Source organism: Streptomyces sp. SID5464, from assembly GCF_009862985.1.
GTDB lineage: Bacteria > Actinomycetota > Actinomycetes > Streptomycetales > Streptomycetaceae > Streptomyces > Streptomyces chartreusis_D.
The window spans coordinates 216,810-241,260 of the sequence record NZ_WWIQ01000020.1; the positions used below are offsets into that span (position 1 = coordinate 216,810).

Below are 24,451 nucleotides of genomic sequence, written 5' to 3' on the forward strand. Positions count from 1 at the left end.
GTCCGACGGGTCGAACAGTGGAGGTCATCCCCTGGTTTTCCATACCGTCCATGCGGTTCGGGGCCGACGTCATCCATGGGAAGGACCTCCCGAGGCGGCTGCCGGGGCCGCCTAAACTGGTGCGGCTCGCAGGACGACGGAGGCGACGGAAGGGACGGCGACGGTGGCGGCAGCCGGCAGTGGCTTCGAGGACCCGCCCGCCGACGTGCTCGCCCAGGCGGCCGCGGCCTTCGGGCTGCTGGCCTCGCCCGCCCGGCTGCACATCGTCTGGGCGCTGGCCCAGGGCGAGAGCGACGTGACCGGGCTCGCCGAGCGGGTCGGCGGCGCGCTGCCCGCGGTCAGCCAGCACCTCACCAAGCTGAAGCTGGCCGGACTCGTCCGCTCCCGCCGCGAGGGCCGCCGGCAGGTGTACTACGTGGACGACCCCGACGTCGTCGACGTCGTACGGCTCATGGTGGGCCGCCTCACCGACCGCGCGGCGCCGCCGCGCCGCCGCCTCCATGGCCTCTGAGACCCCCGGGGGCACCACCCTGGAGGTGCTGCGGCGGCTGGAGTCGGGGCCCCGGGGACTGACCGAGACCGAGGCCACGGCCAGGCTGATCACCCAGGGCGAGAACACCCTGCCGGAACGGCGCACGCCGTCCTGGCCCCGCCGGTGCGCGCACGCCCTGCGCGACCCCTTCACCGCCGTCCTGCTCTGCCTCGGCCTGGTGTCCGCCGCCGTCGCCTCCTGGGGCACCGCGGTGGTCATCCTCGCCCTGGTCGCGGTCAGCTGCGTGCTGCGCGCGAGCGGGGAGCACCGGGCCGACCGTGCCATGACCGCCCTGCGCGAACTGGTCGCCGGCACGGCCACGGTGCTGCGGCGCGACACCGCCGGGGAGCCGCCCCGGCCCCGCGAGGTGCCGGTCACGGAACTCGTCCCCGGCGACGTCCTCCGCCTCGGCCCCGGCGACCTCGTCCCGGCAGACGTACGACTGCTGCGTGCCCGCGGGCTCACGGTGCATCAGGCCGCCCTCACCGGGGAGTCGGCGCCGGTGGACAAGCGGGCGGTGGAGGGGTCGGCCGGATCCGGCGCGGCCGACGACTCCCCGCTGTGCTTCCAGGGCAGTACCGTCGCCACGGGCAGCGCAACCGCCGTCGTGGTCGCGACCGGGGGCGACACCCGGTTCGCCGCCGCTCACCGGCAGCCGGCCGCGCGCCGGGACGGCGGGGCCTTCGACCGGTCCGTGCACGGCATCTCCTGGGTGCTGATCCGCTTCATGCTGCTGACGCCGCCCCTCGTGCTGATGGCGAACGCCGCACTGCGCGGCCGCGGCCTGGAGACCCTGCCCTTCGCCGTCGCGGTCGCCGTCGGGCTGACGCCCGAGATGCTGCCGGTGATCGTCACCACCTGCCTGGCCCGGGGCGCCGCCCTGCTCGCCCGTACCCACGGCGTCATCGTCAAACGGCTGCCCGCGCTGCACGACCTGGGCGCGGTCGACGTGCTCTGCGTCGACAAGACCGGCACCCTCACCCAGGACCGGCCGGTCGTCGAGCGGTCCCTCGGCCCGGTCGGCCGGGACGACCCGGAGGTGCTGCGCTGGGCCGCCGTCGGTGCCTGGTGGACCCTGCAGCTCGCGGAACTGCCCGCGCCCGACGCCCTCGACGCGGCCCTGCTGGAGGCGGCCGGGCCGGTGGGCGAGGAGCACGACGGGGTGGACGCCGTGCCGTTCGACCCGGTACGGCGCTTCTCGACGGCGGTGGTACGCGGCTCCCTCGGACGTCAGACCGTCGTCGTCACCGGCGCCGCCGAGGCCGTGGTGGAGCGCTGTACGACGGAGCCCGGCGAGCGCGACCGGCTGCTGGCGCTCGCCGCCCGGGAGGCGGACGCCGGGCTGCGGGTGCTGGCCGTCGCCACGGCCGACCGCCCTGCCGGTGCGCCCGGGCCCGGCACCCGGGGTCTGACCTTCCGGGGCCTGGTGACCTTCCGGGACGCCCTCGCCCCGACCGCCGCCGAGGCCCTGCGCGGCCTGGCCGACCGCGGCGTCACCGTGAAGGTCCTCACCGGCGACCACCCCGCCACCGCGGCCCGGGCCTGCCGGGAACTCGGCCTGGACCCGGGGCAGGTACGGACCGCCGCACAACTGGCAGACGCCGAGGCCGCCGGCGAGGCGACCGTCGTCGCCCGCTGCACCCCCGAGGACAAGGCCAGGGTGGTCGCCGCCCTGCGCGCCGCCGGGCACACCGTCGGGTTCCTCGGTGACGGGGTGAACGACGTGGCCGCGCTGCGTGCCGCCGACGTCGGCCTCGCGCCCCGCTCCGCCGTCGGTGTGGCACGGGAGAGCGCCGACCTCGTCCTCGCCGAGAAGGACCTCACGGCGATCGGCCACGCGATCACCGCCGGCCGGCACGCGAGCGGCAACATCGCCTCGTACCTGCGCGTCACGCTCTCCTCCAACCTGGGCAACGTCGTCGCGATGCTCGCCGCGGGCCTGCTCCTGCCCTTCCTGCCGATGCTCCCCGCCCAGGTGCTCGCCCAGAACCTGTGCTTCGACGCGGCCCAGCTCGCCTTCGCCCACGACCGTCCCGGCGCGGCGGCCCTGCGCGGTCCGGCCGTGCTGCGGCCCCGCTCCTTCCTCCGGTTCGTCACCGGCTTCGGCGTGCTCAACGCGGTCGCCGACCTCGCGACCTTCGCCGTGCTCGCGCTCGCGCTCGACGGCCCCGACGCCTTCGACGACGAAGCCGTGTTCCACTCCGCGTGGTTCACCGAGAACCTGCTCACCCAGGCCCTGGTGATGCTGCTCCTGCGCACCGGCCGGCGCGCCGAGGGGAGCCGTGCCCCAGGCCCGGTCGGCCTCGCGGCGGCCGGCCTCGCCGCCGTCGGCCTGCTGCTGCCGCCGAGTCCCCTCGGCGCGGCCCTCGGCATGACGGCCCTGCCCGCCGCGTACTACCTCCTGCCGGCCGTTGTCCTCTGCCTGTACGCCCTGGCCCTGACGGCGGCCCGGGTCCGGTACCGGCGGCGTCAGCCATAGGTGAGGTTCGAGCAAGGGTTGTCGTCCGCGGACCGGGCCCCGTCGGCGACCTCGGACGGTACGGCGGTCGGAGCCGGGGACGCGGACGCGGCCGCCGCCGGGCCGTCCGCGTACGACTGTCCCAGCACGACGCTGATTCCGCTGCCGGTCACGGGCTGGAGTTCCGCGCCGGGGAAGGCGGCCGCCACCGTCCGGGCCCGGTCCTCGAGGCCGGGGCCGTACTCGACCAGTGTCGTGGTGTGGTCCTGGGCGGACGCCGTCGCCGTGCCCGTGACGGTGAAGCCGTCCGCGGTGAGAGCGGCGGCGGCGCGGGCGGCCAGGCCGGGGACGGAGGTGCCGTTGTAGACGGCGACGTCGATGCCCTCACCGGAGACCGGCGTGGGGGAGGCGGACGCCTCAGATCCCGATGCTCCGGTCTTCTTTCCGCCGGCGTTCTTGCCGTCGATCGTACGGTCGGCCCTGAGTGCGGCCCACAGGGCGTCGGCGTCCGGCTGCACGATCGCGACCCGGGAACCCTCGTAGCGCCAGGGCAAGGTCACGAACTTGGTGTTGTGCAGGTCGATGTCCTTCAGGGACATCGCGAAGGACATCAGTTTGTCGGCGGAGCCGAGGCCGGGGTCGACGGTCAGCGACTTCGTGGCGGCCTCGGCCAGCGGCAGCAGCCGCGTCGGGGTGAGGCCCTTGCTCTTCACCTCCTTCAGCAGGCTCGCCACGAACGCCTGCTGGCGCTTGATCCGCCCGATGTCGGAACCGTCGCCGATGCCGTGCCGGATGCGGACGTAGTCCAGCGCCTTCTGGCCCGCGACGGTCTGCTCGCCCTTGTGGAAGAGCAGCTTGCCCGGGGCGGTGAGGTGCGGGTTGAGGTCGTTCTCGTAGACGTCCTGCGGCAGGCACACCTTGACGCCGCCCACCACGTCCGTCAGCCGGGCGACGCCCTTGAAGTCGACGACGACGGTGTGGTCGACGCGCAGCCCGGTGAGCTGTTCGACGGTGTTCTGCGTGCAGGCGGGGTTGCCCTTGGCGGTCTGGCCGACCGAGTACGCCGCGTTGAACATCGTGTCCGGCTGGGCCTTCGTCCAGCTGCCGTCGGGCAGCTTGCACGGCGGGATGGTGACCAGGGTGTCGCGGGGGATGGAGACGGCGATGGCGTGCCGGTGGTCGGCGTAGACGTGCAGCAGGAACGCGGTGTCGGAGCGGCCGACGTCGTCCTTGTCGCCGCCGCCCAGGGCCTCGTTGCCGCCGGTGCGGGTGTCGGAGCCGATGACCAGGACGTTCTCGCCCTTCGACGAGCCGGCCTCGGGGCGGTTGTCGGAGAGACCGCCCGAGTCGAAGGTGCTGATGTCGCCGTCCAGCTTCAGGTACAGCCAGCCGGCGCCGCCCGCGGCGAGCACGAGCAGGGCCAGGCAGACGACGAGGCCCACCCGTATGCCGCGGCCGCGGCCACGGCGGCGACCGCGCCGTCGCCTGTGCTCCCGCGCGGCGGCCCTGGCCCTGTGCCGCGGCGGCTCCGTCCTCCGGTTGCTGGTGACCGTCATCGGCGTCTGCTTGCCTCTCGCCCGGGGGTTGTACAGTTGCGCAATGTAGCAACTGTTGAAGAGAGGGAGGGCATGACGTGCTGCGCAACGGACTGGAGCCCTGGCATCTGCTGATCGTGGCGATCGTCGTGATCGTCCTGTTCGGCTCGAAGAAACTGCCCGACACGGCGCGTTCACTCGGCCGCTCGATGCGGATCCTCAAGAGCGAGGCGAGGGCGCTGAAGGAGGAGGGCGCGGCGGACCCGGCCGCCGGAGGTCCGGCCGGGCCCGCCGCGCAGCCCGTCAGCCCGTCAGGACCGGCAGCGACCGATGGCCGTGGGAGATGAACGAGTCCACCGGCCGCAGCTCGTCCGCCGGTACGGCGAGGGTGAGGCCGGGGAACCGTTCGAAGAGGGCCGGCAGGGCCACGCGCGCCTCCAGCCGGCCGAGCGGGGCGCCCAGGCAGTGGTGGACGCCGTAACCGAAGGCCAGATGATCCTTCACGGCGCGGGTGACGTCGAACGTGCCGGCGTCCGGACCGTGCTGCTCCGGGTCGCGTCCGGCGGCGGCGTACGCGGCGAGGATCGCCTCGCCCTTGCGGATCACACTGCCCTCCGGACCGCCCAGCTCGCCGAGGGGCAGGTCCTCGACGGCGTACCGCAGCGGCAGGCTGGCCACCGGTGCCTCGGCCCGCAGGGTCTCCTCGATCACATCGTCCCAGGAGGCGCGACCGCCGCGGACGTGCGCGAGCTGGTCGGGGTGCGTGAGCAGCGCGTGGACGGCGTTGTCGAGCAGGTTGACCGTCGTCTCGTGACCGGCGCTGATCATCAGCATCAGCGTGTCGAGCAGTTCCTGCTCGCTGAGCCGCGTGCCGCTCTCCTCCTCGCGGGCCGCGATCAGCGCGCTGGTCAGGTCGTCGCCGGGCGCCGCCCGTTTCACGGCGACGAGTTCACCGAGAACGGCGTAGAACCGGGCGTAGGTGTCGGCGACTTCGGCCGCGTCGGCCGAGGTGTGGAAGACGCCGTCCACCACGGCGCGCAGCTCGGGTCCCAACTCCTCGGGTAATCCGAGCAGTTCGCCGATGACCTGGATGGGCAGCGGATAGCAGAACTCCTCCCGCAGATCGACCGCGTGGCCGTCCGCCCCACCGCCCGCCCCGGCCTTGGCGACCCGGTCGAGCAGTGCCGCGGTGATCTCCTCGATCCGGGGCCGCAGCGCGGCGGTGCGGCGGGCGGTGAACGCCTTGGAGACGAGGGTGCGCAGCCGCTTGTGTTCGGTGCCGTAGGCCGTGAACATGTTCCGCACCGCGACCCAGGTGTACAGCGGCCAGTCCGGTGAGACCTCGCCGTCGAGCCAGCGGTGCCAGTGCCGGCGCGCGTCCTTCGACACCCGTGGGTCGGTGAGCAGCCGCTTCAGCAGCGGGGCGCTGCTGACCGCCCAGGCCGGGACGCCGTGCGGGAGTTCGACGGGGGTGACGGGTCCGCGCTCGCGGATCCGGGCGGCCTCGCCGTGGATGTCTCGGCCGGTCGGGTCGATCACTGTCGGGTGCGTGAACTCCATCGGACTCTCTCCCTGGGCTTGGCGGCGGTTCGCAGGGCACGCGGACCCGTCGTGTGCGGGTGCGTGCCGTGTCCAGCCAAGTCGTCGCGGCCGGGCGGCGCCAGGGGGTCCAGGATCACTGGCCTGTTTCAGGCGGTCTGGCCGGCCTCCCGCTCCACGGGCTGTGCCACCGCCTCGGCGGCCCGGGCCTGCTTCCTGCGCTGCCGCCGGCTGACGCGCGGCTCCTGGTCCGGCAGCCAGCCGAAGGTGAGGCAGCTGCCGACCACGCCCAGGAGCAGACCCACGAAGAAGCCGCCCAGGTTCGAGGTCAGCCAGGTCCCCAGGGAGACCAGCACCCCGATGACCGAGTAGAACAGGCGCTGGGAGGGGTTGAAGAGGATCAGCACGCCGCACAGCAGCATCACGGCCGGAAGCAGATAGCCGGCCAGGCCCTGCATGCCGACGTGCAGGATGACGTCCAGGGACGCCTTCAGGGTGAGCAGGACCTCCGCCCCGCCCAGGGCGAGCAGCAGCCCGCCCCAGAAGGGGCGGCCCGCCCGCCACTGGCGGAAGGCGGGCCGGATCTTCCCGCGTGGAGCGCCGGGCATCAGCAACCCGACCCGCTGAAGCCCAGTTTCAGTCCCGGCAGCTTGAACACACCGGCTGTCGTGGCGTAGTTGGTCTGCCGCAGGTTGGCGATGTGCACGGTGTCGGACTGCTGGCTGAACACGCCCTTCGGTCCGCGGCCCATCGGCCCGGCCTTGTCGAGCGTGCTGGCGTCGTTGCCGATCTCGATGTTGTTGAAGGCCGCGTCGCCCGAGAGCTCCGTGGAGTCGGTGGTCAGGTCGCTGGCCCGGACCTTCTCCGCACCGCCACCGGCCCTGATGACCAGGTTCGTGCCACCCAGGTCCACGCTCTGGCACAGCTTGGTGAGCGTCGCGTTCTTGATCACGGACGTGACGACCAGCACCTGACCGCCGGTGTCACCCGCGTTGGGGCTGCCCTCGGCCATCTCGTCCAGACCGCCGAACTGTGCGAAGCCGGTGCCGTTCAGCTCGGTGGCGGTGACCGTGAACGGCATGCCGGAGATGGCGAACTGCACGCCCAGCGCCCCCTCGGCGGTGAGGATCGCGAGGCCGGCGGCGACTGCGGCGGCCGGCACCGCCATCACGGCGGCCCGGCGTGCCCGGACCCGCCCGCGGCGCGCGGGGACGTCACCGGTGTCCGCGGCGGCGGGACCTTCCGGTCTTTCGGAGGTGTGCTCGGCGGAGGAGGTCATGTCTGCTCCAGGTGCATGTCGGTGCGGATCGGACTTCGGTGGCACGTTGCCCTGGCGCGGACACCGACCGCGTACGTACGTCCCCCCGCAACTCCCGGCGGTTGCAAGGGCTTTCTCGTTACGCCGCAGTAGCCGACTCGGAAGTTACCGGGGGTTACATGAAGGGTCAAGGGAAGTGTGAACAAAGAGTGTCGAATGTGCGCCGCATGTGAGTCACTGTCCTTCGGGAAGTCTCAGCGAACGCACAACTCCCCTTCCAAGCCTTGACGTTGACTGAGCGGCAGGTCTACAACTCTCCTCGTCTCACCGGATCCGTGGCGCCGGATCCGCCGCGCGGCAACCGTCCGCGTGTCCCGGAACCGCTCGTCCCGTACGGGCAGCTCGCCGCCCGGTGCGTCCGCACGGGCTTTCCACCGGCCGGGTCCGACCCTCCACGGCACCGGCACGGGCCCTTCCCCCGGAACGCCGTACCACCAGCCACCCCCCGCCCGGCCCGGCCGGCGGCCCGTCCCCGTGCGTGCCTCCGGCCGGCACCGGTCTGCCGTTGCCGGTCCGTCACGTACGGAGAAGGCGTAACGGGCCGGCAACGGCGGACGCCGAACCGCGTCCCCCGCACCTCACCCCGCTTCAGAGAAGAGGTACACCCGCATGCGTACGCGCACCCTCCTCACCCTCACCGCCGCCGTCGCCGCCCTGGGGCTCGCCGCCCCCGCCTCGGCGGCCGACACCCCCGTCCTGACCACCACCGACGGCGCGGCCGTCGCGGTCGGCGACGTCCTCGACGCGTCCCTGGCCGGCGGCACCGCCGCCACCTTCTACTCCAGCGCGACCGGCACCAGCGGCATCTCCTGCACCAAGTCGGCCTTCGCCGCCACCGTCACCGACAACCCGGCCGCTCCCGGCACCGCCACCGAGTCCCTGACCTCGCACACCTTCGACACCAGCGGCTGCACCGCCAACGTCGTCGGCGTGCTCGGCGTCAGCGGCATCACCGTCGACAACCTGCCCTACACCACCAGCGTGTCCTCGGACGGCACCGTCTCCGTGACCCCTGGCGCGGGCTCCGCCATCCAGTCCACCGTCAAGCTGCGCACCCTGCTCGGCACCATCAACTGCGTCTACCAGGCCCCCAGCCTGACCGGCAAGGCGAGCAACGCCGACAACAGCATCTCCTTCAGCAACCAGCAGTTCACGAAGACGTCCGGCTCGTCGCTGTGCTTCGCCAACGCCTTCTTCACCGCCAAGTACGCCCCGGTGACCAAGGGAGGCGTCGCCGTCAACGTCAACTGACGGCGGATCAGCGTCGGTTCAGCGCCGACGCAGCCGTGCCGCCAGGGCGGCGCCGCCGGTGAGCACCAGCACCGCCGCGGCGCCGCCCGCCAGCACGGGCGTGGACGGGCCGGTGGCGGGATCGGAGGCGGGATCGGAGGCGGGTCCAGAGGCGAGTTTCGAGGGGGAGGCCGGCGGGGCACTCTCCTTCTCCCCTCCCTGAGCCTCCTTCTTCTCCGGGAACACCACGTCCGAGCACGAGTAGTACGTGTCCGGCGTACTGCTGTTCTGCCAGACCGTGTACAGCACGTGCCGCCCGGTCCGGTCGGACGGCAGGGTCGCCTCGACGCGGTACGCGCCGTCCGTCAGGGCCGGGTCGGTCACCTCGGCGAACGGCTTCTCGGGCAGGTCGGACCAGGACAGCGGCCCGGTCGGGTCGTAGCCGGGTTTCGTCAGGTACATCCGGAACGTGCCGGTGTGCGGGATCGTCGAGACGTACCGCATGGTCAGCGTCCCGCCGGGCGTCATCCGGGTCGCCGGCCAGTCGGCGCGGGCGAGGTCGAGACCCCGGTAGCCGGGCAGGCCCCCGCTGCACAGCTTCCCGTCGGGGACGACCTGCCGGTCCCGGCCGCCCACGTCGGCCACGCGCAGGTTGTCCCACGCGGTGAAGGGCGCACCGTTCGCGGCGACGGCCGCGCGGCAGGCCGCCGAGCCCGCGCGGTCACCGCCCTCGGGGGAACAGGCCACCACCCGGCTCACCGGATCCGTCGGAGCGCCGTGCGCCCGCGCCGGCCCCGCCGCCCACAGCGGCAGCAGCAACGGGGTCACGAGGGCGGCCGCGAGTGCGGTGCGGTGTGCGGTCGTACGGGACATCCGTCTGCGTCTCCTCGGCCGGGCCGGAGCGGTCGGTAGTGCCATACGGACAACCGGCTCGGTGCGTTCACCGCGCCACGACCTGTTCGAAAAGGGGGTCATTCGCGCCCAACTGCCCGCCATAGAGGGTGGGTTTCCGGCCGGATCGAGGGTTTCCCCCGTATCCCGATGACCTGCCCTTTGCCTATCGTTCGACCACAGCTGACCCACAGGTAACCCCGAACGGGTCGCTCCCCACACGCCTGGCCGGCCACCGCGTCGCTCTTTCGAACCACCCCCCTCCGCTTCGGCGACGAAGCGCATCCACCGCCGCTCCGCCCAGCCCGGAGTCCGGCCACGAAAGGCAACGACCGTGCGTATCTCCCCAGAGTTCAGACGGAAGCTGATATCCGTCGCCGCCGTCTCCGCCGCCCTGCTGACCGCCGCCCCCGCCTCGGTCGCCGTCGCCCAGGAGACCGCCCCCGGGCCCGCCGTCCCGGCCGAGCGGACCGAGGCCGCCCCCGGCACCCCGGCCGAGCGGCTCATCGTCGGCTACAAGTCCGGCGCTTCCGAGGCCAAGTCCGACAAGGCCGCCGCCGCCGACGCCGCGGCCAAGGCGCAGAAGACCGGCGAGGACGTCGACTTCCAGCGCCGCCTCGGCACCGGCGCCGCCCTCGTCGACCTGGGCACGAACCCCGCCCGGGCGGCCGTCGCCGACGTCGTCGCCCAGTACCAGGCCGACCCGCAGGTCGCGTACGTCGTGCCGGACCGCCTGAACAAGCCGACGGCCACCCCGAACGACACCGACTACGGCAAGCAGTGGGACCTGTTCGAGTCCACCGCGGGCATGAACGTCCCGGCCGCGTGGGACACCACCACCGGCAGCGGCGTCACCGTCGCCGTCATCGACACCGGCTACGTCACCCACTCCGACCTGGCCGCGAACATCGTCGGCGGCTACGACTTCATCTCCGACACCGCCGTCTCCGTCGACGGCAACGGCCGTGACAGCAACCCGGCCGACCCGGGCGACTGGTACAACGACAACGAGTGCGGCCAGGGCATCCCGGCCTCCAGCTCCTCCTGGCACGGCACGCACGTGGCCGGCACCATCGCCGCCGCCACCAACAACGGCAAGGGCATCGCCGGCATCGCCCACGGCGCGAAGATCTCCCCGGTCCGCGTCCTCGGCAAGTGCGGCGGCTACGACTCCGACATCATCGACGCCATCACCTGGGCGTCCGGCGGCACCGTCTCCGGTGTCCCCGCCAACACCAACGTCGCCAAGGTCATCAACATGAGCCTCGGCGGGAGCGGCGCCTGCTCCAGCGCCACCCAGAGCGCCATCACCGGCGCCGTGAACCGCGGCACCACGGTCGTCGTCGCGGCCGGCAACGAGAACCAGAACGCCAGCAACTCCTCGCCGGCGAACTGCAACAACGTCATCACGGTCGCCGCGACCAACCGCGCGGGCAGCCGGGCCTCGTACTCCAACTACGGCTCGATCGTGGACATCTCCGCCCCCGGCGGCGAGACCCGGACCTCCACCGCCAACGGCATCCTGTCCACGCTGAACTCCGGCACGAAGACGCCGTCGAGCGAGAACTACGCCTACTACCAGGGCACCAGCATGGCCACCCCGCACGTCGCGGGGCTCGCCGCCCTGGTGAAGTCGGCGAACTCCGCCCTCACCCCGGCGCAGATCGAGTCGGCCATCAAGGCCAACGCCCGTCCGCTGCCCGGCACCTGCTCCGGCGGCTGCGGCGCCGGCCTCGCGGACGCCGCGAAGACGGTCCAGGCCGTCAAGGGCGGTTCGTCCAGCGGCACGACCTTCTCCAGCACCACCGCCGTCGCCATCCCGGACAACGGCGCGGCCATCGAGTCGCCGATCAGCGTCACCGGCCGCAGCGGAAACGCCCCCTCCGCCCTCCAGGTCGGCGTCGACATCACCCACACCTACCGCGGCGACCTCGTCATCGACCTGGTCGCACCGGACGGTTCGGCGTACCGTCTGAAGTCCGCCGCCTCCGACTCCGCCGACAACGTGAACACCACCTACACGGTGAACGCCTCCGGCGAGAGCGCCAACGGCACCTGGAAGCTGCGCGTCCAGGACACCGCGGCGCAGGACACCGGCACGCTCAACGGCTGGAAGCTGACGTTCTGATCCTTCTGAATCTCCCGGTCCTCCTTCGGCGAGGACGGTGAACGGGCAGCTCACGAGCGGGCGGGCCGGCCGGTGCGGATGGGGCACCGGGCCGGCCCGTCTTTACGTCCGGCCGCACAACCCCCACAGTTAGATACCGAACGCGCTGTTTTCTTTCACCGGTTGCGATTGTTTTGCCGGATGTGCACCCGCACTCCGGCACACTGGTGTGGTGAACGCCGTCTGAGGGTGAGTTATCGTGTACGGGGGGTAAAAACAAACGGCATGACCCGTTCATTTCTGTCCCGGGAGAGTTCAGTCGATGGCGAGGCAGTTGCGAGCCGAGCAGACCCGCTCGACGATCATCACGGCCGCCGCTGACCTGTTCGACCGTCGCGGCTACGAATCGACCAGTCTCAGCGACATCGTGGAGCACGCTCAGGTCACCAAGGGCGCCCTGTACTTCCATTTCGCGGCGAAGGAGGATCTCGCCCACGCGATCCTCGAACTCCAGTCGCACACCGCCCGCCGGCTGGCGGCGGAGACCGACCATCGCGGCCATACGTCCCTGGAGGCGCTGATGCGCCTCACGTTCGGCATCACCCGCATGTCGGTCGAGGACCCGGTGCTCAGGGCCGGACTGCGGCTCGCCACCGGTGGGATCCGGCCCCGCCCGCCGCTGAGCCATCCGTTCACGGAGTGGCTGGACATCGTCACGGCCCGGCTCGTCGGCGCGGTCAAGGAGTCGGACGTCCACCCGGACATCGATATCGACGTGGTGGCCCACTCCCTGGTCTGTTTCTTCGTCGGCACCCGGGTCGTGGGCCGCTCCCGCGAGCCCGTCGCACGCCAGCCCCGCCGCACGGCCGAGATGTGGAACATACTCATCCGCGGCCTGGTCCCGGTCACCCGCCGCGCCCGCTACCTGAGCCTGGCGGCCCGTCTGGAACGTGAACTGGCACCGGTCTGACGGGGCTTTCGGCGGGGGAGATCCGGACGGTCTCGGCCGGGGCGATGCGGCCCGAGCCCGCCGGGGCTGCGACGAGACCGGCCCGGGCTGCGGTGATCGGCCCGGGCGCCCGCCAGTTCGACAGGGGTGGGGCGCACGCGCGCTACGGTGAGCCGCATGCCCGACACCCCATCCGCACCCGTGCTCCTCGGCGACCAGCCGGGCTCCTTCCCCCACAGCGTGCTCGCCGAGCGGCACCCGGCCATCATCCGGCAGGTGCGCGAGGCCTTCCCGTACGAGCCCTGGCAGCACCGCGCGCTCGACGAACTGCTGGCGAACTGCACCAAGGGCGAGATCGAACCGCTCCCCGCCGACGCGCACGACCGCGACCTCTGGGAGACCTGGGGGCTGCGCGAGTACGCCGGCCGGTCCTGGTTCGACGTGCCGTGGCTCTGGTCCGAGAGCTGGTTCTACCGCCGGCTGCTCCAGGCCGTCGGCTACTTCGGCCCCGGCCCCTGGCAGGGCATCGACCCCTTCCGCCCCTTCAAACGGGACGAACTCGACTCCCACGAGACCGACGAGGAACTGGCCGCGCTCGACGACCTCGCCGGCCGGCCCGCCGGAGACGTGGCACAGGCCCTGCTGCACGGCTCCCTCTGGGGCAACCGCGCCGATCTCGGCTTCCGTCTCTCCGCCGAGGGCGCGCGTGCCGCCGACGCCGCCCCCGGGCTGGTGGCCGACGACAGCGACCGCCTGTGGGCCCTGCTCGGCGGCACCGGCACGGGCACCCTGTGCCTCGTCGCCGACAACGCGGGCCGCGAACTCGTCCCCGACCTGCTCCTCATCGCCCACCTCCTGGCCCACGGGCGGGTCGGACGGGCCGTCCTGCACGTCAAGCCCTACCCGTACTACGTCTCCGACGCCACCACCGCCGACGTCGTCGACGCGCTGCGCCGGCTGACCGGTGCCGGGGGAACGGCCGCCGAGTACGGACAACGCCTGTGGTCCGCCCTGGCCGACGGCCGCCTGACCCTCCGCGCCCACCCCTTCTCCTGCGCCCCGCTGCCGTACGAGGAGATGCCCGGCGACCTGCGCGCCGACTTCGCCTCGGCCACGCTCACCGTCGTCAAGGGCGACCTCAACTACCGCCGCCTGGTGGGCGACCGGCTCTGGGCCCCGACCACGCCGTTCCCGGACGTCACCGCGTACTTCCCCGGCGCCGTCGCCGCCCTGCGCACCCTGAAGTCCGACGTGATCACCGGCCTCGACGCCCGTACCGAGGCCGAACTCGTCGCGGCGGAGGACCAGCGCTGGCGCACCAGCGGCACGCACGCGCTGATCCAGGTGCGGACGCCCGGGTAGGTCAGATCACCCGCACGTCCTGCCACACCAGCCGGTGGTCCGACGTCGGAACCGTCCTGCCGTCCCCCACCAGCATGTACAGCGGGTCGCCGGACGTCGGCCAGAACACGCCGTTCGCGCGCCGCCCCCGCGAGCGAGGTGAGCGCGGCCCGGCGCGGCAGGGCTCGGGACTGCTTCATGGTGGACTCCGGTGAACGAGAGGGACGTGAACTTCCGGGGTGCGGGCGTAAGTCTGCGCGCGTAGAGGTGAACGCCACAAGGTCCGGCGAGAACTCCCGCATTCATTCCCGATTCACGCGATAGTGTGATCATGTCCGGCCCGGCGGATGCCGCAGCGAGGCGCCGGGTAGGGCCCGGCCATGACGCAGCCGTTCGAACTCCCGCACTTCTACATGCCGCACCCCGCGCGGCTGAACCCCCATGTCGACGAGGCTCGGGCCCATTCGTCCGAGTGGGCACGCGAGATGGGCATGCTGGAGGGATCCGGTGTCTGGGAGCAGGCCGACCTCGACGCGCACGACTACGGCCTGCTCTGCGCCTACACCCACCCCGACTGCGACGGACCCGCTCTCTCCCTGATCACCGACTGGTACGTGTGGGTCTTCTTCTTCGACGACCACTTCCTGGAGATGTACAAGCGCAGCCAGGACCGCGTCGCCGGCAAGGCCCACCTGGACCGGCTGCCCCTGTTCATGCCGCTGGACCTCTCGACTCCCGTACCGGAGCCGGAGAACCCGGTCGAGGCGGGCCTCGCCGACCTGTGGGCGCGGACGGTGCCCAGGATGTCGCAGGACTGGCGTCGCCGCTTCGCCGTGGCGACCGAGCACCTGCTGAACGAGTCCCTGTGGGAGCTGTCCAACATCAACGAAGGGCGGATCGCCAATCCCGTCGAGTACATCGAGATGCGCCGCAAGGTGGGCGGCGCCCCCTGGTCGGCGGGTCTCGTGGAGTACGCGACGGCCGAAGTGCCCGCGTCCGTCGCCGAGTCCAGGCCGCTCAGGGTACTGATGGAGACGTTCTCCGACGCCGTGCACCTGCGCAACGACCTGTTCTCCTACCAGCGGGAGGTCGAGGACGAGGGCGAGAACAGCAACGGCGTGCTCGTCCTGGAGACCTTCTTCGGCTGCACCACCCAGGAGGCCGCCGACACCGTCAACGACGTCCTCACCTCCCGGCTCCACCAGTTCGAGCACACGGCGTTCACCGAAGTCCCCGCGGTGGCCCTGGAGAAGGGACTCACCCCGGACGAGGTCGCGGCCGTGGCGGCGTACACCAAGGGCCTCCAGGACTGGCAGTCCGGCGGCCACGAGTGGCACCTGCGCTCCAGCCGCTACATGAACGAGAACGCGCGCGGCAGCAAGCCCTGGCCGGGCTGCAGCGGCATGGGCACCTCCGCCGCCGACGTCCGCGCCCTGCTCGCCACGGCCGGAGCGGAGCGGCTGCGCGCCTACACGCACGTGCCGTACCAGAAGGTCGGACCGTCGCAGATCCCCGACATCCGCATGCCGTTCCCGCTGGAGCTCAGCCCGCACCTGGACAACGCCCGCCGGAGCCTGCGCGACTGGGTGGACCGGATGGGCATCCTCGCCGAGGGCGTCTGGGACGAGGACAAGCTCCGGGCCTACGATCTCCCGCTCTGCTCGGCGGGCCTCGACCCGGACGCCACGCCCGAGGCCCTCGACCTCAGTGCGCAATGGCTCGCCTGGGGCACCTACGGCGACGACTACTACCCGCTGGTCTACGGCCACCGCCGCGACCTGGCCGCCGCCCGGCTGACCACGGCCCGTCTGTCCGACTGCATGCCGGTCGCCGGCGAGGCGCCGCTGGCCCCCGCCAACGCCATGGAGCGTGGCCTCGTCGACCTGTGGCTGCGCACCACCGCGGAGATGACGCCCGAGGCGCGGCGCACCCTGAAGGACGCGATCAACGTCATGACCGAGAGCTGGGTGTGGGAGCTGTCCAACCAGCTCCAGAACCGCGTGCCCGACCCGGTCGACTACCTGGAGATGCGCCGGGCGACCTTCGGGTCCGACCTCACCCTGAGCCTGTGCCGGATGGGCCACGGCCCGGCCATTCCGCCGGAGGTCTACCGCAGCGGCCCGGTCCGCTCCCTGGAGAACGCCGCGATGGACTTCGCGTGCCTCCTCAATGACGTCTTCTCCTACCAGAAGGAGATCGAGTACGAGGGTGAGATCCACAACGCGATCCTCGTCGTGCAGTCCTTCTTCGGCTGCGACTACCCGACCGGGCTCGGCATCGTGCACGACCTGATGAGCCAGCGCATGCGGCAGTTCGAGCATGTGGTCGAGCACGAACTGCCCATCCTGTACGAGGACTTCCGGCTCACGGACGAGGGCCGCGCCGCCATGCAGCAGTATGTTGCGGACCTCCGGAACTGGATGGCCGGCATCCTCAACTGGCACCGCGAGGTGGACCGCTACAAGGCCGACTGGCTGGCCTCGCGCGCCCACGGCTTCCTCCCGGACCGGCCACCCGCCGTGCCCGTGCCCGCTCTCGGCTGAGGCGACGCCGACCGCTCGGGCGGGCAGGGCATGATGCGGCCCTTCGTCGTCATGCCCGCGCAGGTGCTGACGTTTCGACCACGGCTCGCACCGCATCCGGCACGCCGGGTGCGGTGCGAGCCGTGCCGTCGTTCCGGCCCCTCCCGGCGGCATGCCCGCCCCGACCGGCGCCCGGTCAGTCTCACTCGTTCGTGGCTCATCGCGCGCCGGAGTGCCGGGTAGAGCACCAGCCGTGATCGTTCCGCATCCGACGGGGGCGGTCCGCACCATCCGGAGGCGAGCCATGGAACAGACCGCGCTGCGACCCAAGCCGATGCCGGGTCAGGAGCCCGACGCAGTGGCGCCGGCGACGGGGTCCGGCCCGTCGCGGCCCCGTCTGCACGCCGCCCGGCGCCGTGGGCGGCGGCTGCTCAACGTGCTGTTCGCCGGGTTCGTCGGTGCGGCCCTGGTCCTGTCCGGGATCGGCCTGGGGGCGATGGGCGCCACGGTGATCGGCCAGGGCGGAGGCATCGATCCGCGGGGGTGGCACAGGCCGTCGCTGACCGGGCCCCCGCCGTCCGCCGCTGTGTCCGCGCCCGCTGCCGTGACCCTCGGCGTGGAGGTCATGGACACCGGGAAGCCGGGGGCCCTGGTCGTCGGGCTCCACGTCCCCGGGCCGGCTCAGGAGGCGGGCCTGGTGCGCGGTGACGTGCTCCTCGTCTTCGGCACGACCCGCATCGACACCGCCGCCGACCTGGCCCGGGCCGTCGCCCGCGCCCGCCCCGGCGCCAAGGTGAAGCTGACGGTGCGGCACCGCAGCGGCGGCTACGAGCAGGTGACGGTCGTACCGTCCGTCGTCACGTGACCACCCGGAAGTGGCTCGTGAGCCGCCCCGTGTCGTCCAGGACGTGGAAGGCGATCCCGGGCGGCGCGTCCCGGTCGGCGATCTGCTCGCCCTCCCAGGGCAGCCGCAGCGTCCACGTCACACCGGGGCCGACGACGAGCGGCCGCCCCGCGAACGAGGTCGCGGCGGGCGTGTGCGCGTGGCCGGTGATCAGACCGGCGATCTCGGGCCGGCGGGCCAGCAGTCCGGCCAGTCGGCCGGACTCCCGCAACTGGTACGAGTCGGGCAGTGGGTGGTGCAGCGCCACCGGCGGGTGGTGGAAGGCGAGCAGGGCCGGAAGGCCGCCGTCGAGTTCGTCGAGGGTCGTCTCGATCCAGTCGTACGTCTCCTCGTCCAGCTCCCCGTCGTCGCTGCCGGGGACGCTGGAGTCGCACATCAGCACGGCACCGTCGTCGAAGACCTGCACGCTGTTGACGGGCTCCTCCGCCCCCGGCAGGCCCAGCAGCGCCTTGCGGTAGGGCGCGCGGCTGTCGTGGTTGCCCGGGCAGGCCAGTACCGGGAAGGGGGCGTCGCCGTCGCGCAGCCCCAGGATGCGTGCGGCCTCCTCGTACTCCGGCTCCGTGCCGTGGTCCGCGATGTCCCCGGTCACCAGCAGCGCGTCCACCTGCCCAGGCAGCTCCCGCAACCGCTCGCACACCCGCTCGGCGCGCTCCGTCGCCCGCTCGCTCCCGTCCAGATGCAGATCGCTGATGTGCGCGAGTACGAGCACGGTCGTACGCCCTCTCGATCGAACAATTAATGGATGCCGAGCATCTAAGCATTAGATCTAACGTCTGAGCAATCCTCTGCCGTTAGCGGCAATGCTCAGGTGAAGTGCAGCAGACGGCTCGCGCCGCCCCCTCCGGCCGGGCAGGATGCTGCCCGTAGCCCCTTCGTCCGTCCCCTGGGAGGCCCGGATGACCGGAAGCACGGCCGCGTCCTTCACCGCCGACGACTACAGGGCCCGCATGGAGCGCGCCGCGCGGACGGCCGCCGAGGCCGGTCTCGCGGGCCTGCTGGTCGCCCCGGGGCCGGACCTGGTGTGGCTCACCGGCTACACGCCCCCGGCGGTCACCGAACGGCTCACCCTGCTGGTCCTCGCCGCCGGACAGGACCCCGTCCTCGTCGTCCCCGCGCTGGAGGCCCCGGACGCGCAGCAGGCGGCCGGCGCGCCCGCCCTGGCCCTGCGCGACTGGACCGACGGCAAGGACCCCTACGCCGCCACCGCCGCCCTGATCGACGCCTCCGGCCGGTTCGGCATCAGCGACAACGCCTGGGCGCTGCACCTGCTGGCGCTGCAGCAGGCCCTGCCCGGCAGCTCGTACACGTCGCTCACCGAGGCCCTGCCGATGCTGCGCGCCGTCAAGGACGCGGCGGAGCTGGAACTCATGACGGCCGCGGGAGCAGCCGCCGACGCGACGTTCGAGGAGATCCGGAACGTCCCCTTCGCCGGCCGCCGGGAGTCGCAGGTGGCCGCCGACCTCGACCGGCTCCTGCGCCGGTACGGACACGAGCAGGTCGACTTCACCATCGTCGCCTCCGGTCCGAACGGAGCCAACCCCCACCACGAGGCAGGCGACCGCGTCATCGAACGCGGCGACATGGTCGTCCTCGACTTCGGCGGACTGAAGGACGGCTACGGCTCCGACACCTCCCGCACGGTCCACGTCGGCGAACCCACCGACGAGGAGCGCCGCGTGCACGACATCGTGCGCGAGGCCCAGGAGGCGGGGTTTAGCGCCGTGCGGCCGGGCGCCGCCTGCCAGGACGTCGACCGGGCCGCCCGCGCGGTCATCGCCGACGCCGGCTACGGCGAGTACTTCATCCACCGCACCGGACACGGCATCGGCGTCACCACCCACGAACCGCCGTACATGATCGAGGGCGAGGAGCGGCTCCTCGTGCCGGGCATGTGCTTCTCGGTGGAACCCGGCATCTACCTGCCCGGCCGGTTCGGCGTGCGCATTGAGGACATCGTGACGGTCACCGAGGACGGCGGGCGGCGGCTGAACACCACCTCCCGCGAGCTGGTCATAGTGGAGTGACGGCACCGATGTCCACCACACGCCTCCCGAACGGCAACGGCGCGACCATGACCCAGGCACCGACACCCACCGCGGACACCGTCCGCCGACTGGTCCGTTCCCTGCTGAAGGACGGCACGGACGGCGGCACGGAGGGCAGCGGCGGCAAGGGCGGCAAGGAACCCAGGCAGGGAAGGGGCCCCGCCGCCGGACCCGACGTCCGGCCCGTGACCGAGGGCGCCGACCCGGCCACCTGGTGGGTCGGCACCCGCCATGTGCTGCGCCTCGCCCCCGACCGCGAGGCCACCGTGCGACAACGCCGCGAACTGCGCCTGCGCGACCTCGTCCGCCCGCACGTCCCGGTGGCGGTGCCGGTCAGCGTGGCGCACGGCGAGTGGGCGGCCGGGCTGACCTACACGCTCGACACCAAGGTGCCGGGCGGCTCGGGCGAGGAGCACGACGTGTCCGCCGTCGGCGAGGCCGACCTCGCGGGACTGCTCTCGGGGCTGCGCGAGGTGCCGGTCCGGCAGGCCGAGACCCTCGGCGTGCCGCGTACCGCGCCGCGCTCCCTGGAGGCGCTGCGCCGGGCCGCCGTACGCGCCGCCGAACGCCTCGCCGACGCCGACGAGTTCGACGCCGCCCGTCTGAACCAGCTCACGGCGCCCGCCGCGGCCCAGCTCGCCGCGCAGTCCGGCTCCGCGGTCCTCACCCACCACGCGCTCACCGGCGGCCATCTCGTGGTCAGCGCCGACGGGCGGGTGCGCGGGGCCCTCGGCTGGGCCGACGCGGTCGTCGGCGACCCGGCCGAGGACATCGCGGGCCTCGCGCTCGCCGTCGGCTCACCCGCCGCCGTACGCGCCGCCACCCTCGCCGGCTACGGCGCCCGCCCCTGCCTGCGCGGCCTGTGGCTGGCCCGCTGCGACACAGTCGTCGACCTCGCCGGGGCCCTCACGAGCCGGGACACGGGCCGGCTCACCCTGCTGCGCACGCAGCTGCGCCGGGCCTGGGAGCCGATCCTGCTGGAACGCGTGACGGACCTGCGGGACACGGACGACGCCCTCTAGCGGGCCTCACTCCTGCAACAGCACCACGCCCGACTCCCCGGGCACGTGCAGCACCCCGTCCGCCCCGGGGTCCTCCACCGGCTCCCACGCGGCCAGCACGCGCGCGTGCGGGACGCCGAGCGACAGCGCGGCCGGTTCCGGCGCCAGGTTCACCGCCACGAGGACGTCCCCGCGCCGGAAGGCGATCCAGCGGCGCTCCTCGTCGAAGGCGACCTTGGTGTCGGCGAGGTCGGGATCGGTCAGGTCCGGCTGCTCGTGGCGCAGGGCGAGGAGCTGCCGGTACCAGGCCAGCACGCGCGCGTGGGGCTGGCGTTCCGGCTCGGACCAGTCGAGGCAGGAGCGGTCCCGGGTCGCCGGGTCCTGCGGGTCGGGCACGTCCTCCTCCTTCCAGCCGTGCGCGGCGAACTCCCGTCGCCTGCCCCGCCGTACGGCGTCCGCCAGCTCCGGGTCGGTGTGGTCGGTGAAGAACTGCCAGGGTGTGCCCGCCGCCCACTCCTCGCCCATGAAGAGCATCGGCGTGAAGGGGGCCGTCAGGGTGAGCGTGGCCGCGCAGGCCAGCAGCCCGGGGGGCACCAGGGCCGAAAGGCGGTCCCCCTGGGCGCGGTTGCCCACCTGGTCGTGGGTCTGGCTGTAGCCGAGGAGCCGGTGCCCGGCCACCCGCGTACGGTCCAGGGGTCGCCCGTGGTGCCGCTCCCGGAAACTGGAGTACGTCCCGTCGTGGAAGTAGCCGCCGGTGAGGGTCTTGGCGAGCCCGGCGAGGGGAGCGCGTGCGAAGTCGGCGTAGTAGCCCTGCGACTCGCCGGTCAGCGTGGTGTGCAGGGCGTGGTGGAAGTCGTCGTTCCACTGCGCGTGCAGCCCGAGACCGCCCTCGTCCCGGGAGGTGATGAGCCGCGGGTCGTTGAGATCCGACTCGGCGACCAGGAACAGCGGCCGGTCCACCTCGGCGGCCAGGGCGTCCACGGCCGTCGACAGCTCCTCCAGGAAGTGGAACGCGCGCGTGTCCACCAGCGCGTGCACCGCGTCCAGGCGCAGCCCGTCGATCCGGTAGTCACGCAGCCAGGCCAGCGCGCTGCCGACGAGGAACGCGCGCACCTCGTCCGAGCCGGGCGCGTCCAGATTGACCGCGGCGCCCCAGGGCGTGTGATGCCGGTCCGTGAGGTACGGCCCGAAGACGGGCAGGTAGTTGCCGGACGGGCCGAAGTGGTTGTGCACCACGTCGAGGACCACGCCCAGGCCGAGTTCATGGGCCTGGTCGACGAAGCGTTTCAGCGCCTCGGGCCCGCCGTACGGCTCGTGCACGGCCCACAGCGAGACGCCCTCGTACCCCCAGCCGTGCGTGCCGGGGAAGGGGCACAGCGGCATCAGCTGCACGTGGGTCACGCCCAGTTCGGCGAGATGACCGAGCCGCTCGGCGGCCGCGTCCAGGGTGCCCTCGCGCGTGTAGGTCCCGACGTGCAGCTCGTACAGCACCGCGCCGGGCAGTGGCCGCCCCCGCCACTGCGCGCGCCACTCGTACCGCTCGTGGTCGACGACCGCGCTCAGCCCGTCCGGGCCGTCCGGCTGCCGGCGGGAGCGCGGATCGGGTCGTACGGGACCGTCGTCCAGCGCGAAGCCGTACCGGGACCCGTCGCGCGCGTCCGCCTCGCCCCGCCACCATCCCGCCCGTTCCGGATCGCGCTCCAACGCGCGCGTGACGCCGTCGCACCGGAGCGTCACACGGCCTGCCTGCGGTGCCCACACCTCGAACTGCACGGACGGTTCCCCTTCGTCTGCTCACCGTGATGTAGCCCGTCCATGGTGCGTCAAACGCGATCAATCCGCTGGTGCATCCACCCATTTGCGGCGGGTGTCGCCCCGGTACGCGCGCGTGGCGGGCGTTTTCCCGTTTTCTGGACAGCCCGGCCGCACTGCCCGACAATCACGAGCGTGACGTCGTCCTTCGAGTTCAACACGTACCCCGCGCGGCTCTCCGACGTGGAGCGCGACAGGGCGCTGAAGGTGCTCCGTGACGGCGTCGCCATGGGCCGCCTGTCCCACGACACGTTCATCCGCCGCATGGAACTGGCGCTCGCCGCCCGCCGCCCGGACGAGCTCGCCGTGCTCACCGCCGACCTGCCCACGGAGAGCCGGTTCTCCCGCCTGGTGTTCGGCACCGTCGAGGCGGTCTCCGGGTTCACCGTACGGCTGCGCAGAGCCTGGCAGGCCGAGCGCCTGCCCAAGCTGCTGCTGCCGCACCCGTCGCACAGCCATCCGCTGCGCATAGGCCGCGACCCCGCCAGCGGACTGCGCCTCAACCACGAGACGGTCTCCCGCGTCCACGCCGAACTCCGCCACCAGGGCGGCATGTGGGTCCTGCGCGACCTCGGCTCCACCAACGGCACGACGGTGAACGGGCGGCGCGTCGTCGGCGCGGCCGTCGTCCGCGAGGGCGACCAGGTCGGGTTCGGGCGCATGACGTTCCGGCTGTCGGCAGGCTGACCGGGAGCGGCTCCACGGTCGCCTGGCCGGAAACCGAGCGATGCCTTAGCTCTGGCCTTGGATTTACCAGGTGTCGCTCCCTGGGGAGTGGCTCAAAACCCATCGCGCCCCACGGTGTTGACGTACCCCTGAAGTCGTGACTGACTGTGCGTACGCCATGTACAGCTGGTGAAGCGACGGCACCGCATCGGGGAGGTGTGCCCTGCCGCCCCTCCTGCGTTACCCGACCGTCGACGAACTGGGCGCCCGGGCCGCCGCACTCGTCGCACGCCACCCGCGAGACGCCCGGCTGCGCCGGATCGGCACGTCCCGCGCGGGCACACCCCTGTGGCTGCTCTCCGTCGGCCACGGCAGCCGTCAGGCCCTCGTCGTCGCCGGCCCCCACGCCAACGAACCCGTGGGCGGCGCCACCGTGCTGCGCCTGGCCGAGCGGGCGCTGGCCGACCCGCGGCTCACCGAGGGTGCCGACGCCACCTGGAACCTGCTGCTGTGCCTCGACCCGGACGGGCTGCGTCGCAACGAGGGCTGGCTGACCGGCCCGTACGCACTCGGCCAGTACTTCCGGAACTTCTTCCGGCCCGGCTTCCTGGAACAGCCCGAGTGGCTGCCCGACGGCGCGGCCGGCGCCGCCCTGCCGGAGACCCGCGCCCTGCTCGAGGTCCAGGACGAACTGCGGCCGTTCCTCCAGTGCTCGCTGCACGGCGTCGATGTCGGCGGCGGCTTCGTCGAGCTCACCGACGACCTGCCCGGCCTCGCCCAGCGCCTCGCCCACATCGCCGCCCGGCTCGGCATCCCCCGCGAACTCGGCGCGTACGACGCCCTGTACTGGCCCGGCCTCGGGCCCGCCGTCTACCGGATCCCGCCGCCGCGCCGGGCCGGCCTGGCCGCGGCCATCACGGAGGCCGCCGTCGAGTCGACCTGGTTCCACCCGCACCCGCACGGCACGATCACCGCGGTCGTCGAGGCGCCCATGTGGGGCGTGGCGGCCGTGACGGACGGCTCCCCGCCCGCCGACCGGGAGGCGGTGCTGCGGGCCGTGAGCCACACCCTGCGCCACGACACGGGGCTCCTGCGGCACCTCCTGGCCCGCGTCCGGCCGTACCTCGCCGCCGTGCCCGACGCGGCGCGCCTGCTCGCCCCGGTCGACGACTACGTACTGGTCTGCCCCGGCCTCGCCGACGCCTGGGACCCCGACACCGGCGACGGCGCGGCCCATCCCCTGCCGCCCCTGAGCACCGCCCACCTCGCCGCCCTGCGCATCTCCGGGCGGCGGCTGGCCCTGCGCACAGCCGGGCTCCTGCACCAGCTCGTGCGGGCCGCCGGAGACGACCCGGCCGGGGCACTGCCGGAGCTGGACCGGCTGATCGACGCGTGGTGCGCCGACTACCGCGACGGCTGCGGGGCGCGCTGGATCCCGGTGGCGCGCCAGGCGGAGTACCAGGCGCGCGTGGTGCTCGCCGCTTTCGACCTGGCCGTGCGGGACACGCCCGCGCGCTCCCGCCCGGGCGAGCCGGGGTGGGAGTCGGGGGCGGCGCTGCCGATGCAGCGGGAGTGACGCCCGGGGCGGTGCGGCACCGGGG

Annotated in this window: 20 protein-coding genes; 13 read left to right on the plus strand and 7 right to left on the minus strand. The window is 72.9% G+C overall.

What is annotated here, in order from left to right; genetic code table 11:
- Nucleotides 1-163 precede the first annotated feature (163 nt).
- Together GTY47_RS13690 and mgtA are read left to right on the plus strand one after the other, a co-directional pair.
- Nucleotides 164-511: a metalloregulator ArsR/SmtB family transcription factor gene (locus tag GTY47_RS13690; protein WP_010034188.1), complete on the plus strand. Its 348-nt coding sequence runs from the start codon at nucleotides 164-166 to the stop codon at nucleotides 509-511.
- Nucleotides 501-3,011 carry a magnesium-translocating P-type ATPase gene (gene mgtA, locus GTY47_RS13695; protein ID WP_010034190.1) on the plus strand — a complete coding sequence of 837 codons (2,511 nt, stop codon included), beginning with the start codon at nucleotides 501-503 and terminating at the stop codon, nucleotides 3,009-3,011. Before GTY47_RS13690 ends, mgtA begins: the two co-directional genes overlap by 11 nt.
- Here mgtA and GTY47_RS13700 read toward each other — a convergent pair.
- The gene (locus GTY47_RS13700; RefSeq protein WP_029180765.1) at nucleotides 3,002-4,546 is read right to left on the minus strand and encodes an LCP family protein; all 1,545 of its coding nucleotides are present in this window, start codon (nucleotides 4,544-4,546) and stop codon (nucleotides 3,002-3,004) included. The genes mgtA and GTY47_RS13700 overlap by 10 nt on opposite strands.
- 77 nt (nucleotides 4,547-4,623) lie before the next feature.
- Here GTY47_RS13700 and tatA point away from each other — a divergent pair, with 77 nt between their 5' ends.
- Nucleotides 4,624-4,872, plus strand: a complete 249-nt coding sequence (gene tatA, locus GTY47_RS13705) for a Sec-independent protein translocase subunit TatA (protein WP_010034194.1) — start codon at nucleotides 4,624-4,626, stop codon at nucleotides 4,870-4,872.
- On the opposite strand, the gene GTY47_RS13710 is transcribed toward tatA, so the two are convergent.
- From GTY47_RS13710 to GTY47_RS13720, 3 genes are all read right to left on the minus strand, one after another.
- Nucleotides 4,829-6,085, minus strand: coding sequence for a cytochrome P450 (locus GTY47_RS13710; RefSeq protein WP_010034196.1), 1,257 nt, complete (start codon nucleotides 6,083-6,085; stop codon nucleotides 4,829-4,831). The genes tatA and GTY47_RS13710 overlap by 44 nt on opposite strands.
- A 128-nt stretch (nucleotides 6,086-6,213) precedes the next feature.
- Complete coding sequence (locus GTY47_RS13715; RefSeq protein ID WP_010034198.1) at nucleotides 6,214-6,672, minus strand: DUF6114 domain-containing protein; 459 nt, start codon at nucleotides 6,670-6,672, stop codon at nucleotides 6,214-6,216.
- The gene (locus GTY47_RS13720; RefSeq protein WP_010034201.1) at nucleotides 6,672-7,343 is read right to left on the minus strand and encodes a DUF6230 family protein; all 672 of its coding nucleotides are present in this window, start codon (nucleotides 7,341-7,343) and stop codon (nucleotides 6,672-6,674) included. Before GTY47_RS13720 ends, GTY47_RS13715 begins: the two co-directional genes overlap by 1 nt.
- Nucleotides 7,344-7,991: 648 nt before the next feature.
- Here GTY47_RS13720 and GTY47_RS13725 point away from each other — a divergent pair.
- Nucleotides 7,992-8,633, plus strand: coding sequence for a hypothetical protein (locus GTY47_RS13725; protein ID WP_010034204.1), 642 nt, complete (start codon nucleotides 7,992-7,994; stop codon nucleotides 8,631-8,633).
- A gap of 18 nt (nucleotides 8,634-8,651) precedes the next feature.
- Here the strand turns inward: GTY47_RS13725 and GTY47_RS13730 are convergent, their stop codons facing one another.
- A complete protein-coding gene (locus GTY47_RS13730; RefSeq protein WP_010034207.1) occupies nucleotides 8,652-9,485 on the minus strand; it encodes a lytic polysaccharide monooxygenase in 834 nt (277 codons plus the stop codon).
- A gap of 352 nt (nucleotides 9,486-9,837) precedes the next feature.
- Between GTY47_RS13730 and GTY47_RS13735 the strand changes: the two genes are divergently transcribed.
- From GTY47_RS13735 to GTY47_RS13755, 5 genes are all read left to right on the plus strand, one after another.
- Complete coding sequence (locus GTY47_RS13735) at nucleotides 9,838-11,631, plus strand: S8 family serine peptidase (RefSeq protein ID WP_010034212.1); 1,794 nt, start codon at nucleotides 9,838-9,840, stop codon at nucleotides 11,629-11,631.
- Between the two features lie 301 nt (nucleotides 11,632-11,932).
- Nucleotides 11,933-12,580, plus strand: coding sequence for a ScbR family autoregulator-binding transcription factor (locus GTY47_RS13740; protein ID WP_020273182.1), 648 nt, complete (start codon nucleotides 11,933-11,935; stop codon nucleotides 12,578-12,580).
- A 156-nt stretch (nucleotides 12,581-12,736) separates the two neighbouring features.
- Complete coding sequence (locus GTY47_RS13745; RefSeq protein WP_010034217.1) at nucleotides 12,737-13,921, plus strand: damage-control phosphatase ARMT1 family protein; 1,185 nt, start codon at nucleotides 12,737-12,739, stop codon at nucleotides 13,919-13,921.
- A 359-nt stretch (nucleotides 13,922-14,280) separates the two neighbouring features.
- Complete coding sequence (gene cyc2 / locus GTY47_RS13750; RefSeq protein WP_010034221.1) at nucleotides 14,281-16,443, plus strand: germacradienol/geosmin synthase Cyc2; 2,163 nt, start codon at nucleotides 14,281-14,283, stop codon at nucleotides 16,441-16,443.
- A 283-nt stretch (nucleotides 16,444-16,726) separates the two neighbouring features.
- Entirely contained in the window at nucleotides 16,727-17,287 is a 561-nt protein-coding gene (locus tag GTY47_RS13755; protein ID WP_010034224.1) for a PDZ domain-containing protein, read from the plus strand.
- On the opposite strand, the gene GTY47_RS13760 is transcribed toward GTY47_RS13755, so the two are convergent.
- Nucleotides 17,280-18,035 carry a phosphodiesterase gene (locus GTY47_RS13760; protein ID WP_010034227.1) on the minus strand — a complete coding sequence of 252 codons (756 nt, stop codon included), beginning with the start codon at nucleotides 18,033-18,035 and terminating at the stop codon, nucleotides 17,280-17,282. The two genes, GTY47_RS13755 and GTY47_RS13760, sit on opposite strands and share 8 nt — an antisense overlap.
- Before the next feature lie 187 nt (nucleotides 18,036-18,222).
- On the opposite strand from GTY47_RS13760, the gene GTY47_RS13765 reads away from it, so the two are divergent.
- Both GTY47_RS13765 and GTY47_RS13770 read left to right on the plus strand, forming a co-directional pair.
- Nucleotides 18,223-19,350, plus strand: coding sequence for an aminopeptidase P family protein (locus GTY47_RS13765; protein WP_010034229.1), 1,128 nt, complete (start codon nucleotides 18,223-18,225; stop codon nucleotides 19,348-19,350).
- A gap of 47 nt (nucleotides 19,351-19,397) precedes the next feature.
- A complete protein-coding gene (locus tag GTY47_RS13770; RefSeq protein WP_029180766.1) occupies nucleotides 19,398-20,393 on the plus strand; it encodes an aminoglycoside phosphotransferase family protein in 996 nt (331 codons plus the stop codon).
- 6 nt (nucleotides 20,394-20,399) lie between these two features.
- On the opposite strand, the gene treZ is transcribed toward GTY47_RS13770, so the two are convergent.
- Nucleotides 20,400-22,145 (minus strand): malto-oligosyltrehalose trehalohydrolase, encoded by a 1,746-nt coding sequence (gene treZ, locus GTY47_RS13775; protein ID WP_010034231.1) that lies wholly within the window; start codon nucleotides 22,143-22,145, stop codon nucleotides 20,400-20,402.
- Between the two features lie 174 nt (nucleotides 22,146-22,319).
- Here treZ and GTY47_RS13780 point away from each other — a divergent pair, with 174 nt between their 5' ends.
- Together GTY47_RS13780 and GTY47_RS13785 are read left to right on the plus strand one after the other, a co-directional pair.
- Nucleotides 22,320-22,871 (plus strand): DUF1707 and FHA domain-containing protein, encoded by a 552-nt coding sequence (locus tag GTY47_RS13780; RefSeq protein ID WP_010034232.1) that lies wholly within the window; start codon nucleotides 22,320-22,322, stop codon nucleotides 22,869-22,871.
- Nucleotides 22,872-23,073: 202 nt separating this feature from the next.
- A complete protein-coding gene (locus GTY47_RS13785; protein ID WP_029180767.1) occupies nucleotides 23,074-24,426 on the plus strand; it encodes a M14 family zinc carboxypeptidase in 1,353 nt (450 codons plus the stop codon).
- Nucleotides 24,427-24,451 lie beyond the last annotated feature (25 nt).